The organism is Serratia sp. HNCC26DJ206 (assembly GCF_057180605.1).
The window spans coordinates 22,506-37,439 of the sequence record NZ_JBXUGP010000034.1 but is presented as its reverse complement, the minus strand read 5'-3'; the positions used below and the strand labels follow the sequence as shown (position 1 = coordinate 37,439).

15 protein-coding genes are annotated in these 14,934 nt (G+C 54.7%); 8 read left to right on the top strand and 7 right to left on the bottom strand.

All coding sequences use genetic code 11. The features are described from left to right. Window position 1: 1 nt before the first annotated feature. The gene (locus AC2A1E_RS20100; RefSeq protein WP_484385227.1) at window positions 2-409 is read right to left on the bottom strand and encodes an OsmC family protein; all 408 of its coding nucleotides are present in this window, start codon (window positions 407-409) and stop codon (window positions 2-4) included. 381 nt (window positions 410-790) lie between these two features. Between AC2A1E_RS20100 and crp the strand changes: the two genes are divergently transcribed. After that, window positions 791-1,423 carry a cAMP-activated global transcriptional regulator CRP gene (crp, locus tag AC2A1E_RS20095; protein ID WP_004718520.1) on the top strand — a complete coding sequence of 211 codons (633 nt, stop codon included), beginning with the start codon at window positions 791-793 and terminating at the stop codon, window positions 1,421-1,423. Window positions 1,424-1,478: 55 nt separating this feature from the next. Beyond that, window positions 1,479-3,554, top strand: a complete 2,076-nt coding sequence (locus AC2A1E_RS20090) for a YccS/YhfK family putative transporter (protein ID WP_484385226.1) — start codon at window positions 1,479-1,481, stop codon at window positions 3,552-3,554. A 31-nt stretch (window positions 3,555-3,585) separates the two neighbouring features. On the opposite strand, the gene argD is transcribed toward AC2A1E_RS20090, so the two are convergent. After that, complete coding sequence (gene argD, locus AC2A1E_RS20085; RefSeq protein ID WP_484385225.1) at window positions 3,586-4,803, bottom strand: bifunctional acetylornithine/succinyldiaminopimelate transaminase; 1,218 nt, start codon at window positions 4,801-4,803, stop codon at window positions 3,586-3,588. 132 nt (window positions 4,804-4,935) lie between these two features. Then, complete coding sequence (locus AC2A1E_RS20080) at window positions 4,936-5,511, bottom strand: aminodeoxychorismate synthase component II (RefSeq protein WP_484385224.1); 576 nt, start codon at window positions 5,509-5,511, stop codon at window positions 4,936-4,938. A 211-nt stretch (window positions 5,512-5,722) separates the two neighbouring features. Here AC2A1E_RS20080 and AC2A1E_RS20075 point away from each other — a divergent pair, with 211 nt between their 5' ends. Both AC2A1E_RS20075 and AC2A1E_RS20070 read left to right on the top strand, forming a co-directional pair. Continuing rightward, window positions 5,723-6,031, top strand: coding sequence for a type II toxin-antitoxin system RelE/ParE family toxin (locus AC2A1E_RS20075; protein WP_484385241.1), 309 nt, complete (start codon window positions 5,723-5,725; stop codon window positions 6,029-6,031). Continuing rightward, window positions 6,015-6,338 carry a helix-turn-helix domain-containing protein gene (locus AC2A1E_RS20070; RefSeq protein ID WP_484385223.1) on the top strand — a complete coding sequence of 108 codons (324 nt, stop codon included), beginning with the start codon at window positions 6,015-6,017 and terminating at the stop codon, window positions 6,336-6,338. The genes AC2A1E_RS20075 and AC2A1E_RS20070 overlap by 17 nt, the downstream gene beginning before the upstream one ends. A gap of 100 nt (window positions 6,339-6,438) precedes the next feature. On the opposite strand, the gene AC2A1E_RS20065 is transcribed toward AC2A1E_RS20070, so the two are convergent. The 4 genes from AC2A1E_RS20065 to ppiA all read right to left on the bottom strand — a co-directional run bounded on the left by AC2A1E_RS20065 (window position 6,439) and on the right by ppiA (window position 11,257). Continuing rightward, on the bottom strand, window positions 6,439-7,965 hold the full coding sequence (locus tag AC2A1E_RS20065) for a helicase HerA-like domain-containing protein (protein WP_484385222.1): 1,527 nt from the start codon (window positions 7,963-7,965) through the stop codon (window positions 6,439-6,441). Between the two features lie 85 nt (window positions 7,966-8,050). Beyond that, on the bottom strand, window positions 8,051-8,776 hold the full coding sequence (gene btsR, locus AC2A1E_RS20060; RefSeq protein WP_484385221.1) for a two-component system response regulator BtsR: 726 nt from the start codon (window positions 8,774-8,776) through the stop codon (window positions 8,051-8,053). Beyond that, window positions 8,776-10,461 (bottom strand): LytS/YhcK type 5TM receptor domain-containing protein, encoded by a 1,686-nt coding sequence (locus tag AC2A1E_RS20055; protein WP_484385220.1) that lies wholly within the window; start codon window positions 10,459-10,461, stop codon window positions 8,776-8,778. Before AC2A1E_RS20055 ends, btsR begins: the two co-directional genes overlap by 1 nt. Window positions 10,462-10,687: 226 nt before the next feature. Continuing rightward, the gene (gene ppiA / locus AC2A1E_RS20050; RefSeq protein ID WP_484385219.1) at window positions 10,688-11,257 is read right to left on the bottom strand and encodes a peptidylprolyl isomerase A; all 570 of its coding nucleotides are present in this window, start codon (window positions 11,255-11,257) and stop codon (window positions 10,688-10,690) included. 313 nt (window positions 11,258-11,570) lie between these two features. Between ppiA and AC2A1E_RS20045 the strand changes: the two genes are divergently transcribed. Genes AC2A1E_RS20045 through AC2A1E_RS20030 form a run of 4 tightly spaced genes read left to right on the top strand, consistent with a single transcriptional unit; the run spans window position 11,571 to window position 14,886 of the window. Next, window positions 11,571-11,876: a PTS sugar transporter subunit IIB gene (locus tag AC2A1E_RS20045; protein WP_484385218.1), complete on the top strand. Its 306-nt coding sequence runs from the start codon at window positions 11,571-11,573 to the stop codon at window positions 11,874-11,876. A 16-nt stretch (window positions 11,877-11,892) separates the two neighbouring features. Next, window positions 11,893-13,218, top strand: a complete 1,326-nt coding sequence (locus tag AC2A1E_RS20040) for a PTS sugar transporter subunit IIC (protein WP_484385217.1) — start codon at window positions 11,893-11,895, stop codon at window positions 13,216-13,218. Window positions 13,219-13,243: 25 nt separating this feature from the next. Then, window positions 13,244-13,582: a PTS lactose/cellobiose transporter subunit IIA gene (locus AC2A1E_RS20035; protein ID WP_484385240.1), complete on the top strand. Its 339-nt coding sequence runs from the start codon at window positions 13,244-13,246 to the stop codon at window positions 13,580-13,582. After that, window positions 13,579-14,886 (top strand): 6-phospho-beta-glucosidase, encoded by a 1,308-nt coding sequence (locus tag AC2A1E_RS20030; protein WP_484385216.1) that lies wholly within the window; start codon window positions 13,579-13,581, stop codon window positions 14,884-14,886. Before AC2A1E_RS20035 ends, AC2A1E_RS20030 begins: the two co-directional genes overlap by 4 nt. The last annotated feature ends 48 nt before the right edge of the window (window positions 14,887-14,934 follow it).

Genomic DNA, 14,934 nt, shown 5'->3' with positions numbered 1-14,934 from the left:
TTCAGGCCACTTCACAGATTTCAAAGCTGTGGGTGACGCTGGCAGCTTTGCTCAGCATCAGCGAGACCGAGCAATACTTCTCGGCAGACAGGTTAACCGCACGCTCAACAATCTTGTCGCTCAGCCCTTTGCCGGTGACGATAAAATGCAGGTTGATATGGGTAAACAGACGCGGTGCTTCTTCACGGCGCTCCGAGGTCAGTTTTACCTCGCAGTCACGGACATCGTTACGGCCCTTCAGTAGAATCGACATCACATCAATGGCGCTACAACCGCCAACCGACATTAAGACCATTTCCATCGGGCTTGGCGCTTTATCGCCCGCGTTACCGTCCATTAATACCTGATGGCCGGACGCAGACTCGCCCAAGAATGTCAGTCCTTCTACCCACTTAACTCTTGCCTGCATTTTGTACACTCCAGTTAATTTCTCAAAATCAGGGTACGCTTTCGCATAGAAACTGGCAACGGAACCTGATGCTAATCATACTGAAGCGAGACAACACAAGACACCCGCCTCACTCTGTGCTACAAACAGAGCCGCAAGAACTCTTTCCAGGTCACCGATTTCAGGGAATGTCCGAGGAAAGGACCCTATATTGGTATGTTAACAGAATGTAGCTTGCAGCACTTGGCGCAAGTTAATATGCTAGGGTACAAGCGTATTTCTATAACATGCCTCAAAACCTGTTGATAGCCACTCTATAAAACACCGGGCTATAAGCACGTTTTACAGGGAACTCTGACCCCTGTGATACAAGGCAGCGATAACAACAGAGGATAACAGCGAATGGTTCTCGGCAAACCGCAAACAGACCCGACTCTCGAATGGTTCCTGTCTCATTGCCATATCCACAAATATCCATCAAAGAGTACGCTGATTCACCAAGGTGAAAAGGCCGAAACGCTCTACTACATCGTGAAAGGCTCCGTGGCGGTGCTGATCAAGGATGAAGAAGGCAAAGAGATGATTCTGTCCTACCTCAACCAGGGGGATTTCATCGGCGAGCTTGGATTATTTGAAGAAGGCCAGGAGCGCAGTGCCTGGGTTAGAGCGAAAACAGCCTGTGAAGTGGCTGAAATTTCCTATAAGAAATTCCGCCAGTTGATTCAGGTTAACCCGGATATCCTGATGCGCCTGTCTGCGCAGATGGCAAACCGCCTGCAAATCACCTCAGAGAAAGTGGGTAACCTCGCCTTCCTTGACGTTACCGGCCGCATTGCACAAACCCTGCTGAACCTGGCAAAACAGCCCGACGCCATGACTCACCCGGATGGCATGCAAATCAAGATTACCCGCCAGGAAATTGGTCAAATCGTCGGTTGCTCACGTGAAACCGTCGGTCGTATTCTGAAAATGCTCGAAGATCAAAACCTGATTTCTGCCCACGGCAAAACTATTGTCGTTTACGGCACGCGTTAATTATTGAAGAAACGGCGTAGCGATACGCCGTTTTTTTTAACTTCCCCCATTCATCATGTGGCGGCGCCTGATCTACCACCCGGAAGTCAACTATGCACTGCGGCAAACGCTGGTGCTGTGCCTGCCGGTGGTTTTCTTCCTGCTGATGGGCAACCTGCAACTCGGCCTGCTGTTCTCTCTGGTACCTGCCTGCTGCAACATCGCCGGGTTGGATACGCCGCACAAACGCTTTTTCAAACGTCTGGCCGTTGGCGGTTCCCTGTTTGCTCTCAGCAGTTTGCTGCTGCAACAGGCGCTGCTGTGGCATATCCCGTTACCCTTACTGATGCTGGCGATGGCGCTGTTGCTGGGCGTCAGCGGTGAAATCAGCCCGCTGCACGCACGTCTGCTGCCCGCCGCGCTGGTCGCTGCCATCTTTTCTCTCAGCATGGCCGGACACGTGCCGATCTGGCATGCGCCGCTGCTGTATCTGGTCGGCACCGCCTGGTACGGGCTGTTCACCTGGTTCTGGTTCAAACTGTGGAAAGAGCAACCGATGCGCGAATCCCTGAGCCAGCTCTATATCCAGTTGGCAGACTATTTCGAAGCCAAATATTCGCTGCTGACCCAGCACATCGATCCAGAAACCGCACTGCCGCCGCTGCTGCAACGCCAGCAGAAAGTGATGGATCTGATCAGCCTGTTATATCAGCAGTTAAACTTCCTGCCCCATGCCAATAACCAAGAGCAAAAACGCCTGCAACGCACTTTCCAGGTGGCACTCGATCTGCAGGAACACATTACCGTCAGCCTGCATCAGCCAGAAGAAGTGCAAAAACTGGTGGAACAGAGCCAGGCCGAAGCGATTATCCGCCGCAACGCTCAAGTGATCGCCGGGCGTTTGCGCATCGTGGCCAACGATATTCTCTATCACCGGCGTTCAGCGCGTTTCAGTATGAAGAATGAGCTGGCGGCGCTGGAAAAGGTGGCTACGCAGCATGCCGAGAACCCGGTTGGCCAGTTCTGTTTTTACCACTTCAGCCGCATCGCCCGCCTGTTACGCAGCCAACGCCCGCTGTATCAGCGCGATCTGATGGCCAACCAGGCGCGGTTGCCGTTCTGGCCCGCCGTGGTGAGCTACCTGTCGTTGAAGTCCAACGCCCTGCGCAATGCCGCCCGGCTGGGCATCATACTGGCGGTGGGTAGCAGTCTGGGTATGATTTTCAACCTGCCGAAGCCCTATTGGATCCTGCTGACCATTATGCTGGTCAGCCAGAACGGCTATAACGCCACGCGCGTCAGGATCCAACATCGTGCCCTCGGCACGCTGGCCGGGTTAGCGATCGCCGCCGGACTCTTGCAACTGCAACTGCCGGAGCACCTGACGCTGAGCATCATGCTGGCGATCACGCTGGCTGCCTACCTGATCTTGCGCAAAAACTATGGGCTGGCGGTGATGGGGTTTACCGTCACCGCGGTGTATACCCTGCAATTGTTGGCGCTTAACGGCACCCATTTTCTGGTACCGCGCCTGCTTGATACGCTGATTGGCTGCGTGCTGGTGTTTGGCGGGAGTATCTGGCTGTGGCCGCAATGGCAGAGCGGTCTGCTGCGTAAGAACGCCCATCAGGCGCTGGAGCAGGATCAAACGGCATTACGCCTGCTGCTGCAAGAACAGGAGGCGGATCCTGCTACGCTGGCCTACGCACGAATGCAGGTCAATCAGGCACATAATGCGCTGTTCACCTCGCTTAATCAGGCGATGCAGGAACCAGGGTTTGAGTCAGATTATCTGGCGGATATGCGCTTATGGATCACGCACAGCCAGTTTATTGTTGAGCATCTGAATGCGCTGACCATTCTGGCGCGCGAGCACGACACCTTAACGCCAGAGATGGCGAAAGAGTATCTGCAAAGTTGCGAAATTGCCCTGCAAAGCTGCCAACAAAGGCTGGAGTATGACGGCCCAAGCACCAGCAAGATCGTTATGCAGCCCCCAACGCTGCATAACGATCGGCCGCCAAGCGAGATGGAACGCCACCTGCTACGTATTCTTTCGCACCTGAGCGTGATGCACACCATTTCGTCGCTGGCCTGGCGCCAGCGCCCACATCACGGTATCTGGCTGAAACGGAAACTGCAGGAAGGCTGATGTTGCAGGGGCCAACACCCCTGCAAATGACTTAAGCGCTAATCACATACTGTACCGCCAATTCGAACAGCGCCATACCTTCTTCGATATCCTGCAATTCCACCACCAGCGAAGGTGCCAAGCGAATCACGTTTGGCCCGGCGTTGAGGATCATCAAGCCCCGTGCTGCCGCCGCGGTCAGGAAGTCCCGCGCTTTGCCGTGATACTCCGGCGTCAACTCTGCGCCGATCAGCAACCCCATGCCGCGAATATCGCTGAAAACTGAGTACTTCTCACCAATCTTCTGCAATGCCTGCACATACAGCTTATGGCGCTGCTCAATGCCGCTCAACACTTCTGGCGTATTGATCACGTCCAGCGCCGCTTCGGCTACCGCACAGGCCAGCGGGTTGCCGCCATAGGTCGTTCCGTGGGTGCCCACATGCATCACCGAGGCGATCTCTTCCGTGGTCAGCATTGCGCTCACCGGAAAGCCGCCGCCCAACGCTTTAGCGGTGGTGAGGATGTCCGGCGTAATGCCGTAGTGCATATAGGTAAACAGCTTGCCACTGCGGCCCATGCCGCTTTGCACCTCATCAAACACCAGCAGCGCCTGATGTTTGTCGCACAGTTCACGCACCCCTTGCAGGAACGCCGCATCTGCGGAGGTAATCCCGCCCTCGCCTTGGATCGGCTCCATCACCACGGCGCAGGTGTGATCGTCCATCACCGCTTTCACCGCCGCCAGATCGTTAAACGGCACATGCACGATATCGGCCGGTTTTGGCCCAAAACCGTCGGAGTATTTCGCCTGGCCGCCGACGGAAACCGTGAACAGCGTGCGCCCATGGAAAGCGTTATTGAACGCGATAATCTTGGTTTTGTAAGGGCTGTGGCGGCTGATGGCATAATGGCGCGCCAGCTTGAACGCGGCTTCGTTAGCCTCCGCCCCCGAGTTGGCGAAGAACACCCGATCGGCAAACGTGGCGTTGATCAGCTTGGTCGCCAAACGCAGCGCCGGTTCATTGGTGAAGACGTTACTGGTATGCCACAGGGTTTCACCCTGCTGTTTCAACGCGGCAACCAGAGCAGGATGGCAGTGCCCCAGCGCGGTAACGGCAATACCGCCAGAGAAATCGATATACTCTTTTCCCTGCTGATCCCATACGCGGCTGCCCTTGCCCTTCACCGGCACAAATTGAGCCGGTGCATAAATAGGTAGGATAACCTGATCAAAGGTGCTGCGGTCGACTGCGATTTTTTCCGTCATTATGGGCTCCATCCTGAAATTGGCTCAGTATTATTGTTGCGAATAATTGAAAATATAGTCACAAAATATGCATAAAAAATCAATCAAGGGCAAACCAAAATCACCAATAGCGGCAAAAAAAATCCTAACCTGCTAATTTTTAAGGAAATTATTCAACAATTGATGGCCTTGTTCGCTCAGGATGCTTTCTGGGTGGAATTGTACCCCTTCCAGCGCCAGCGTCCGGTGGCGAATACCCATAATCTCATCCCGCTCACCGTTGCGTTCGCTCCAGGCGGTCACCTCAAAACAGTTTGGCAAGGTCGCGGCGTCCAGCACTAACGAATGGTAGCGAGTGACGGTCAGCGGGTTATTCAGGCCGTTAAACACGCCCTGATGGTTATGGCGAATGGCCGAGGTTTTGCCGTGCATCACCTCACGGGCACGAACCACATCGGCACCCAATGCCTGGCCAATCGCCTGATGCCCAAGGCAAACTCCGAGGATCGGCAGTTTGCCCGCAAAATGACGGATCGCCGCCAGCGAAATACCCGCCTCGTTCGGCGTGCAGGGGCCAGGGGAGATCACTAAACGCTGCGGAGCCAGCCGCTCAATATCGGCCAGTTGCAGTTCATCGTTACGCTTTACCAGCACTTCTGCACCCAGTTCGCAGAAATACTGATAAAGGTTATAGGTAAAGGAGTCGTAGTTATCGATCAACAGCAGCATGTTTAAATTAACTTAGTGATTAGAAAAACCGTATCAAATATAACGCTTGAACCTATAACTCAGGCCTTAGCGGAGTTTAGCGAACCTTCTTTGCCACGCCCATAGCTGCGCTCGAACTATCTCACGATAGTTGATTAAAAAGCAGGCCCATTTTGCAGATTTGAAGCACTTTGAATCGGCTAAAAAGGAGAGTGAAGTAGCACTAAGTGCTATAGTTAAGGTAACAGGATGTCAGGCAATTGATGCAGTGTTAGAAGGAAAGGCCGACGACCTAGGGGGCGGGGTATACAAAAAACGCCTGAGTGAGAACCGTGATAGAGCCATAATATTAGCCAAAGGTGGTATACATTGGTTTTACACGTTCCTCTATGCCAAGCAAGATATAGCGAACATTGACGATCGCGAATTGGCCGCATTCCGCGAATTGGCAAAGCACTACGCCGCTCTTGCAGATGAAAAAATTACGGCATTAGTTAAGAGTAAAGAACTGGTGGAGATTTATCATGACCACAAAAAGTAAATTCAAAAGCCTTGCATTTGAAGCCATCCATAGCGCGGCTTCTGGGCTATTCAGCGTTGATGCCATTCCGCTGGAAACAATGCGTAGCTTCGATCAAGCCTGCATCAGTAGCGTTAATGAGCTGCAACCAATTGAAATTAAGGCACTACGTGAGAAGTTGAATGTCAGCCAGCCGGTTTTCGCCCGCTATCTAAATACCAGTGTTTCAACGGTGCAGAAATGGGAAAGCGGTGTAAAACGCCCAAGTGGATTGTCACTAAAGTTGCTTACTGTAGTACAGAAGCATGGGCTTAAGATATTGATTTAACTAACTTAAAACTCATAAAAGTCGCTTAAATAATACGAAAACACCAAGAAACCTAACTGGCAACCTTTATCAAGGCTGCCAGATAATATTAATGCAGAGCCTACTTTTTGCGGCCCCCCATAATCGAACCTAATACACCACGCAGGATCTGGCGACCCAGATCGCGCGCCATGCTCTTGGCAGCGGTCTGGACGATACCATCTCGTTTACCCCCGCGCGGGCCGGTGGAGCCAAACAGGATGTCGTTCAAGCCGCCCATCAGCCCGCCGCCGCCCTCCTGCTCTGCGGCAGGCTTTGGTGCCGCTTGGCCCGGCTGTGGCTTGCCCAGAGTGGCAAAACCTTCGGCAGAAAGCTTCTCATAGGCGGATTCACGGTCCACCCCATCTTCGTAGCGCCCGTAGAGCGGCGACTTATTGATGGCGCTGTTCAACCCTTCGGCCCCCAGCATACCCATTTTCGATTCAGGGGCGATCACCATCGCACGCTCCACCACGTTCGGCCGCCCTTTCTCATCCAGGAAAGACACCAACGCCTCCCCTACGCCCAATTCGGTAATTGCCGTTTCTGCATCAAAGGCCGGATTGGCACGCATGGTTTGTGCTGCCGCCTTCACCGCTTTCTGATCGCGCGGTGTAAAGGCTCGCAGCGCGTGCTGAACGCGGTTACCTAGCTGGCCCAGCACGCTGTCTGGGATATCCAGCGGGTTCTGGGTAACAAAGTAGATCCCCACCCCTTTCGAGCGGATCAGCCGCACCACCTGTTCGATTTTGGTCAGCAGAGCCGGTGGCGCATCGTTAAACAGCAAGTGGGCCTCATCGAAGAAAAACACCAGCTTTGGCTGTTCGGGGTCGCCCACTTCGGGTAAATGCTCGAACAGTTCGGCCAATAGCCACAGCAGGAACACCGAATAAAGTTTCGGCTGGTTAATCAACTTATCCGCCGCCAGCAGGTTGATGATGCCGCGCCCGTCGCCGTCGGTTTTCATCAGATCGTTGATATCCAACATCGGTTCACCAAAAAACTGATTGGCCCCCTGCTCTTCCAGCGTCAGCAAACCACGTTGGATCGCGCCAACCGAGGCAGAAGAGATGTTGCCATACTGGGTCTGGAACTGTTTGGCGTTATCCCCGACGTACTGCACCATTGCCCGCAAATCTTTCATATCAAGCAGCAGCAACGCATTATCATCGGCGATTTTAAATACCAGTTGCAGCACGCCGCTTTGCACATCGTTCAAATCCAACAGGCGGCCAAGCAGCAGCGGGCCAAGATCGGAAACGGTGGCACGAATCGGGTGACCTTTTTCGCCAAAAATATCCCACGGGATCATCGTGCAGGCTTGCGGTTGCCAGTCGCTGACGCCAATGGCCGCCAGCCGTGCCTGGAGTTTCTCAGAAGGCACCGCCTCAGCCGCAATACCTGACAAATCGCCTTTAACATCGGCCAGAAACACCGGAATGCCAATACGCGAAAACTGTTCCGCCATCTTTTGCAGCGTCACCGTTTTACCGGTACCGGTCGCCCCAGTGATCAGGCCGTGGCGGTTGGCCAGGGCAGGTAAAATCACCAGTTCCTGTCCCGGCTGCCCATCGTGCATTGCTTTGGCAATAATCCGTGCTTCGCTCATGTGCTTTTCCTTTGATCTTCTGCGGCGCAGAAACACCTGTTGATGCTATTAAAGCTATAAGCATGGTGAAACACCGTCAAGGCTATTACCCACGCAACCCTAGTTCTTCCTTCAGCGATTTCAGGTAGCGACGGCTGACCGGCACCGGCTCACCCACTGGCATGATCATCTCCGCCGCGCCGCTTTCTTCAAAACGGATCTCTCTGACCTGTTCAAGGTTAACCAGATACTGCCGATGGCAGCGCACCAGCGGCGTGCGGCTTTCCAACGTGCGCAGCGTCAGTTCGGTGAAGCACTCCATGCCATCATTGCGCACCACATACACCCCGGTGGAACGCGAACGGATCGCGATCACCTCATCAAAACGCAGTAGATAAATACGGCTATGGCCGGTGCAGGGAATATATTTCAGATAGCCCGTGCACTCTTCCAGCGCAGCGACATTCTGCGGCGCGCGGCGCTGATGTAGGCGCTGTAACGTCTTGTTCAGCCGTTTCGCGTCTGTCGGCTTCAGCAGATAATCGAAAGCGTGTTCCTCAAAGGCCTGTACCGCATATTCGTCATACGCAGTCAGAAACACGATATACGGCATGCGGTTTGGATCGAGCATCCCCACCATTTCCAGCCCGCTGATGCGCGGCATCTGGATATCCAGAAACACCACGTCCGGTTGCAGGCGGTGGATCTGGCTGATGGCTTCAATCGCATTAGCGCATTCGCCGATAATAGTGACGCCCTCTTCCTCTTCCAACAGATGGCGCAGGTTATCGCGGGCGGACGGCTCATCGTCAACTATCAATACGGTTAACATTATGCAGCCCTCGCCAACGGCACGCTCAAGGTAATACAGGTAAACGTTTCCAGTTCGCAGGCCACTTGCACCCCATAACCTTCGCCGTAGCGCACGCGGATACGCCTATCCACCAGATTCATTCCCAGCCCGCTACCGCCTACCTGCTGGCGGAACAGCCCGGCATTATCGGTCACCTGCAACAGCAGATTGTCCCCTTCCCGCCGCGCGCCGATGTCGATTCGGCCAATCCCCAGCAAATGTGACGTCCCATGCTTGATGGCATTTTCCACGATCGGTTGCAGCGAGAAGGCGGGTAGCCTCACCGCCAACAGATCTTCCGGTAGTGAAACGGTAATTTCCAGCCGATCGGCAAAGCGTGCTTGTTCTATCTGCAAATAGGCATTCACATGCTCAATTTCATCTGCCAGGCTCACTTCGTCATCAGAGCGTTTGAGGTTTTTGCGGAAAAAGGTGGAAAGGTACTGCACCAGTTCGCAGGCCCGTTCGCCGTCGCGGCGGATCACCGCCACCAGCGTATTCAACGCATTAAACAGGAAGTGCGGGTTCACCTGCGCATGCAGCAGCTTGATTTCCGACTGCGCCAACAGCTGTTTGTGCCGCTCATATTGCCCGGCCATGATTTGTGCCGACAGCAGGCTAGCGATCCCCTCCCCCAGCGTACGGTTGATGGTGCTGAACAGCTTGGTTTTCGGTTCGTACAGTTTGATGGTGCCGATCACCCGGTGATTCTCCCCGCGCAGCGGGATCACCAGCGTCGAACCCAGCTTGCAGCCAGCGTTGATCGAACAGCAGTAAGAAAGCTCGTTGCCATCGGCATACACCACCTCGTTATTATCGATAGCGCGGTGGGAATGCACCGAAGAGATCGGCGTACCCGGCAAGTGGTGATCGTCGCCAATACCGATGAAGGCCAACAGTTTGTCACGATCGGTAATCGCCACCGCGCCAATACCCAGTTCCTGATAAATGACGCGCGCCACCTTCATGCTGTTTTCCTGATCGAACCCTTGCCGTAGGATACCTTCGGTACGTTCGGCAATCTTTAACGCCTTAGTGGAGAATGCGCTGGTGTATTTCTCAAACATCGCCCGCCGATCCAGCAGGATCTGCATAAACATCGCCGCGCCGAGCGTATTGGCGATCAACATCGGTAAAGCGATATGTTCCACCAGCCGCACCGCCTCTGGGAACGGCCGGGCGATCGCCAGAATGATGGCCATTTGCAGCACTTCCGTGACCAAGGTAATCCCTGCCACAAATAGCGGGTTGAACAGCAGATCGATGCGCCCACGCCGCATGGCGATACTGTGTACGATGCCGCCCACCAGCCCTTCAGCCACCGTCGACACCGCGCAGGCCACATCGGTCATGCCCCCCAGCGTGTAACGGTGCAAACCGCCGGTCAAACCGACCAGAAAGCCAACCGAAGGCCCCCCGAGCAATCCGCCCAGCACGGCGCCGATCGCACGGGTATTGGCGATCGAATCCTGAATATGCAGGCCGAAATAAGTGCCCATGATGCAGAACACGGAGAAAATGACGTAGCACAGCAGCTTGTGTGGCAGGCGAATGGTGACCTGCGTCAGCGGAATAAACAGCGGCGTCTTACTTAATAAATAGGCGATAACAAGATAAACACACATCTGCTGTAACAGCAGCAAAACCTGGTTAAATTCGTACATAAACAGCAGCTCATCATAAACAACAAAGGCAAACAGAAAATGCCAACTAAAAGGGTCTGGTTATGGGCGCTGATTAAAACATGCCGGTGGGAAGAAAACAGTGATGCAGACAAAGCTTCGACAGGAAGAAAGCGCGCCAGCCTCTGGGCGGAGGCCGGCACATATCCAACATGCTCGGAGTTGCAGCCAACAGCGCTGCAGCTTCAAGCAATAAGAGTAGGCAGGTTTATGGCAGCACTTTGGCCGACAAGATCACGATCGGTTTGCTTGGCACATTCTGATATGGCCCCACGTTGCTGGTTGGCACCTGGGAAATCTTATCCACCACGTCCATCCCCTTCACCACTTTACCGAATACCGCATAACCAAAGTCACGCTGGCCGTGATCGAGGAACGCATTATCCGCCACGTTGAGGAAGAACTGGCTGGTCGCGCTGTCTTTATCGGCAGTGCGCGCCATAGAAATAGTGCCACGCAGGTTGCGCAAGCCGTTATCAGCTTCGTTTTTGATCGCAGCACCGGTGGACTTCTGCTGCATATCCGCCGTGAAACCGCCGCCCTGAACCATAAAGCCAGGGATCACGCGATGGAAAACGGTGTTGTTGTAATAACCGCTGTTCACGTAGTCAATGAAGTTTTTGGTGGAAACTGGAGCCTTCTGGCTGTCGAGCGCTAATTCGATATTCCCTGCTGAGGTGGTCAGCATGACGTGAGTTTCACCGGCGGCCAGTGCGGCGGGAGCCATTGCCGTCAGGGAACACAGCGCAACAAAGGTCACTAAAGTACGTTTGAACATGAACGGGTCCTTTCTCTGAGAGACAAACAACGGAAAAGCGCTTTGATTCTAAAGAGCTACCCCTGATAGCGCCAGCCATTTACCAATATTTAAGTAATTGCCGGATATTTCTTACAGGTACTAGTTTTTTCTTGCCGACAGTATGATCGCCGTACTCATTTTTGCCAAGTCGATCACGCATTATTCACCCGTTTTCTCTCCTCCTCATATTTTGCGACCTAACTCCCGGTTTGATTTTGCAATCTCGCTAGGCTGCACAAATGAGAGCGCTCTCATTTGCGCTTAAAGCCATAATAATAACGGGGGAGCAAGAATGATAAAGATAGTGCTGTGTTGTGCCGCAGGAATGTCCACCAGCATGCTGGTCAAACGCATGCAGACCGAAGCGCAGAAACGTGAACTGAACGTGGAGATCGTCGCAGTGCCTGCTGCCGATTTTGAGGCCGAACTGCCCACCGCCAGCGTTGTGCTGCTGGGGCCGCAGGTGAAGTACGAACTGGCGCGCTTCACCAAACTCGCTGAACCCCACGGCCTGGCGGTTGCCGTCATCGACATGATGGATTACGGCACTATGCGTGGTGACAAGGTGCTGGATAAAGCCCTCAGCCTGATTGCCTGACTCTGCGGAGAGAATCATGAGCCTTTACGCTTCCCTGATGCGCGTGGTGGAAAACCATATCGCTCCGCTGGCTGGCCGGATCGGCAGCCAGCGCCACATTATTGCCATCCGCGATGGTTTTATTTCCGCCATGCCGTTCCTGATTGTCGGTAGTATTATGCTGATCGTCGCCAACCCGCCGTTTGATGCCACTACCACTTCCCGTTTCGGGCAAGCCTGGCTGGGTTTTGCCAAAACCCACTGGAATACCATCACCATGCCGTTCTTCATGACCATGGGCCTGATGAGCGTCTTCGTTGCCATTGGCACCGCCTACAGCCTGGCGAAGCATTATGGGCTGGATGCCCTGACCGCCGGGTTGCTGTCGCTGATGGCATTTCTGCTGGCCGCAGCACCGCAGGTGGATAACAAGATGTCGCTCGATTTTCTCGGTGGCCAGGGGGTGTTTACCGCCCTGATCTGCGCGATCTGGTCGGTCGAACTGATCCGCCTGCTGAAGAAATACAACATCACCATCCGCATGCCGGAACAGGTACCACCGGCGATTGCCCGCTCGTTCGAACTGTTGTATCCGGTGGTGGGCATTCTGCTGACGGTGTACCCCATCAGCATTCTGATGCAGAGTGAATTCCAGCTTCTGCTGCCTGATGCCATCATGCACCTGTTCCAGCCGCTGATTTCTGCCGGTGATACCCTGCCAGCCATTCTGCTGGCAGTGCTGATCGCCAACCTGCTGTGGTTTGCCGGTATTCACGGTGACAACATCGTAACCGGCCTGCTCAACCCGATCTTTATGGCCAACCTGGCGACCAACGCCGCTCTGGTGGCGCAGGGTGCAGCCAGCACGCAAACCCTCACCGCGCCATTCTGGTCGTTCTATGTCTGCATCGGCGGTTCCGGCTCTACGCTGGTGCTGGCCTTCCTGTATATGCGCAGCCGATCTATTCATCTGCGCACCATCGGCAAGCTGAGCGTGGTGCCCGCGGCCTTTAACATCAACGAACCTTTGCTGTTCGGTTCGCCAGTGGTGATGAACCCCACGCTGTTTATCCCGCTGATCGTCGTCCCGATGGTCAACGCTACGCTGGCCTACTTCGCGCTGAACTGGGAGCTGGTGGAAAAAATGGTGGCCATGGCCCCCTGGACCGCACCGGCACCGCTGGGGGCGATGATTTCTGCCTCCTGGGATGTCCGCGCCGCGTTACTGGTGCTGGTTTTGATGGTGCTCGATCTGGCGATCTGGCTACCGTTTTTCAAAGTCTATGAAAAGCAATTATTGGCGCAGGAACAGCAGCAGGCCGACGCCGAACGCGAAACGGCCGATGCCGCTACCGCGCAGTAACAGGAGAATTGACGTGACAGAACGGATGGCTGATATCAGCCCGGATTTTGAAAGCACCATCATGGAGCTGCTGGTATTCGCCGGCAGCGCCCGCAGCAGTGCGCTGATGGCGTTGCAACAGGCGCGAGCCGGTGATTTCGCCGCCTCGGCTGAACATATGGCCGAATCACAGCAGGCGGTGAAACACGCACACCATATCCAGACCCAGCTTATCGGGCTGGACGAAGGCTGCGGCAAACTGCCGATCAACCTGATCACCGTGCATGCGCAGGATCACCTGATGAATGCGATGGTCATTCAGGACTTGGCTGGGGACATGATTGAACTTTACCGCCGTCAGGCACAGCAGGAGGCCCATTCATGAGTTCGTTGAAAATCGCCATTATCGGCGGTGGCAGCAGCTACACGCCGGAACTGGTGGAAGGGCTGATCCAGCGCATTGAAGAACTCCCCGTCACCGAACTGGCGTTGGTGGACGTCGAGCCCGGCCGCGAAAAAGTGGCGATCATTGCCGCCTTGACCCGGCGTATGCTGGCACGCAACGGTTTGGAACAGGTAAAGGTCAGCGTGCATTTCGATCTGGACGAAGCCATTCGCGGTGCCCAATTTGTGCTGACCCAACTGCGCGTCGGGCAGCTACCGGCACGCGCCGCCGATGAGCGCTTGGGCCTGAAATACCGGCTAATCGGCCAGGAAACCACCGGCATCGGCGGTTTTGCCAAAGCACTGCGCACCATCCCGGTGATGCTGAACATCGCGCGTAAAGTGGAACAGTTGGCACCGAACGCCTGGATCATCAACTTCACCAACCCGGCGGGTATCGTCACCGAAGCGGTTTCGCGTTATACCCAAGCGAAAATCATCGGCCTGTGCAACGTGCCTATCAGCATGCACCATATGATTGCCAATATGCTGCAAGCCCCTTACGACCAGGTACAGTTGCAGTTTGCCGGGCTAAACCACATGGTCTGGGTGCACCAGGTGCTGCACAACGGCCAGAACGTCACCAGCAAGGTGATCGATATGCTGTGTGACGGCGTGACGTTAACCATGAACAACATCAAAGAGGAACCGTGGCCGCCGGAATTCCTGCGGGCAGTGGGCGCCATTCCCTGCCCTTATCATCGTTATTTCTACCAGACTCAGCAGATGCTGGAAGAAGAAGTGGTCGCTGCGGCGGAACGCGGTACCCGTGCCGAGCAAGTGATGAAAGTGGAGAAAGATCTGTTCGAACTGTATGCCGACCCGCATCTGGACAGCAAACCCGAGCAGCTCAGCTTCCGTGGCGGATCGTTTTATTCAGAGGTCGCTTTGGAGCTGATTCGTGCGATTCACAATAATCTCGGGTCGCAATTAGTCGTAAATACCGCAAACCGTGGCGCTATTCGCGGTTTGCCGGACGATGCTGTGATAGAAACCAACTGTATCGTCGATGCTCAGGGCGCGCATCCGCTCGCCTTCGGCCCGCTACCGGAATCGATGCATGCGTTGACCCAGCAGGTAAAAGCCTATGAACGCCTGACGATCGAAGCCGCCGTACATGGCGATCGCCGCAGCGCGCTGCTGGCGCTGGTGACCAACCCATTGATCGCCAATGCCCAGATTGCCCAGCCGCTGTTAGACGAGGTGCTGGAGGCAAACCAGGCCTATTTGCCGCAGTTTAAATAAATGTCGTACACCACACTGAGAAGACGAGCCAACACAGCCCACAACGCT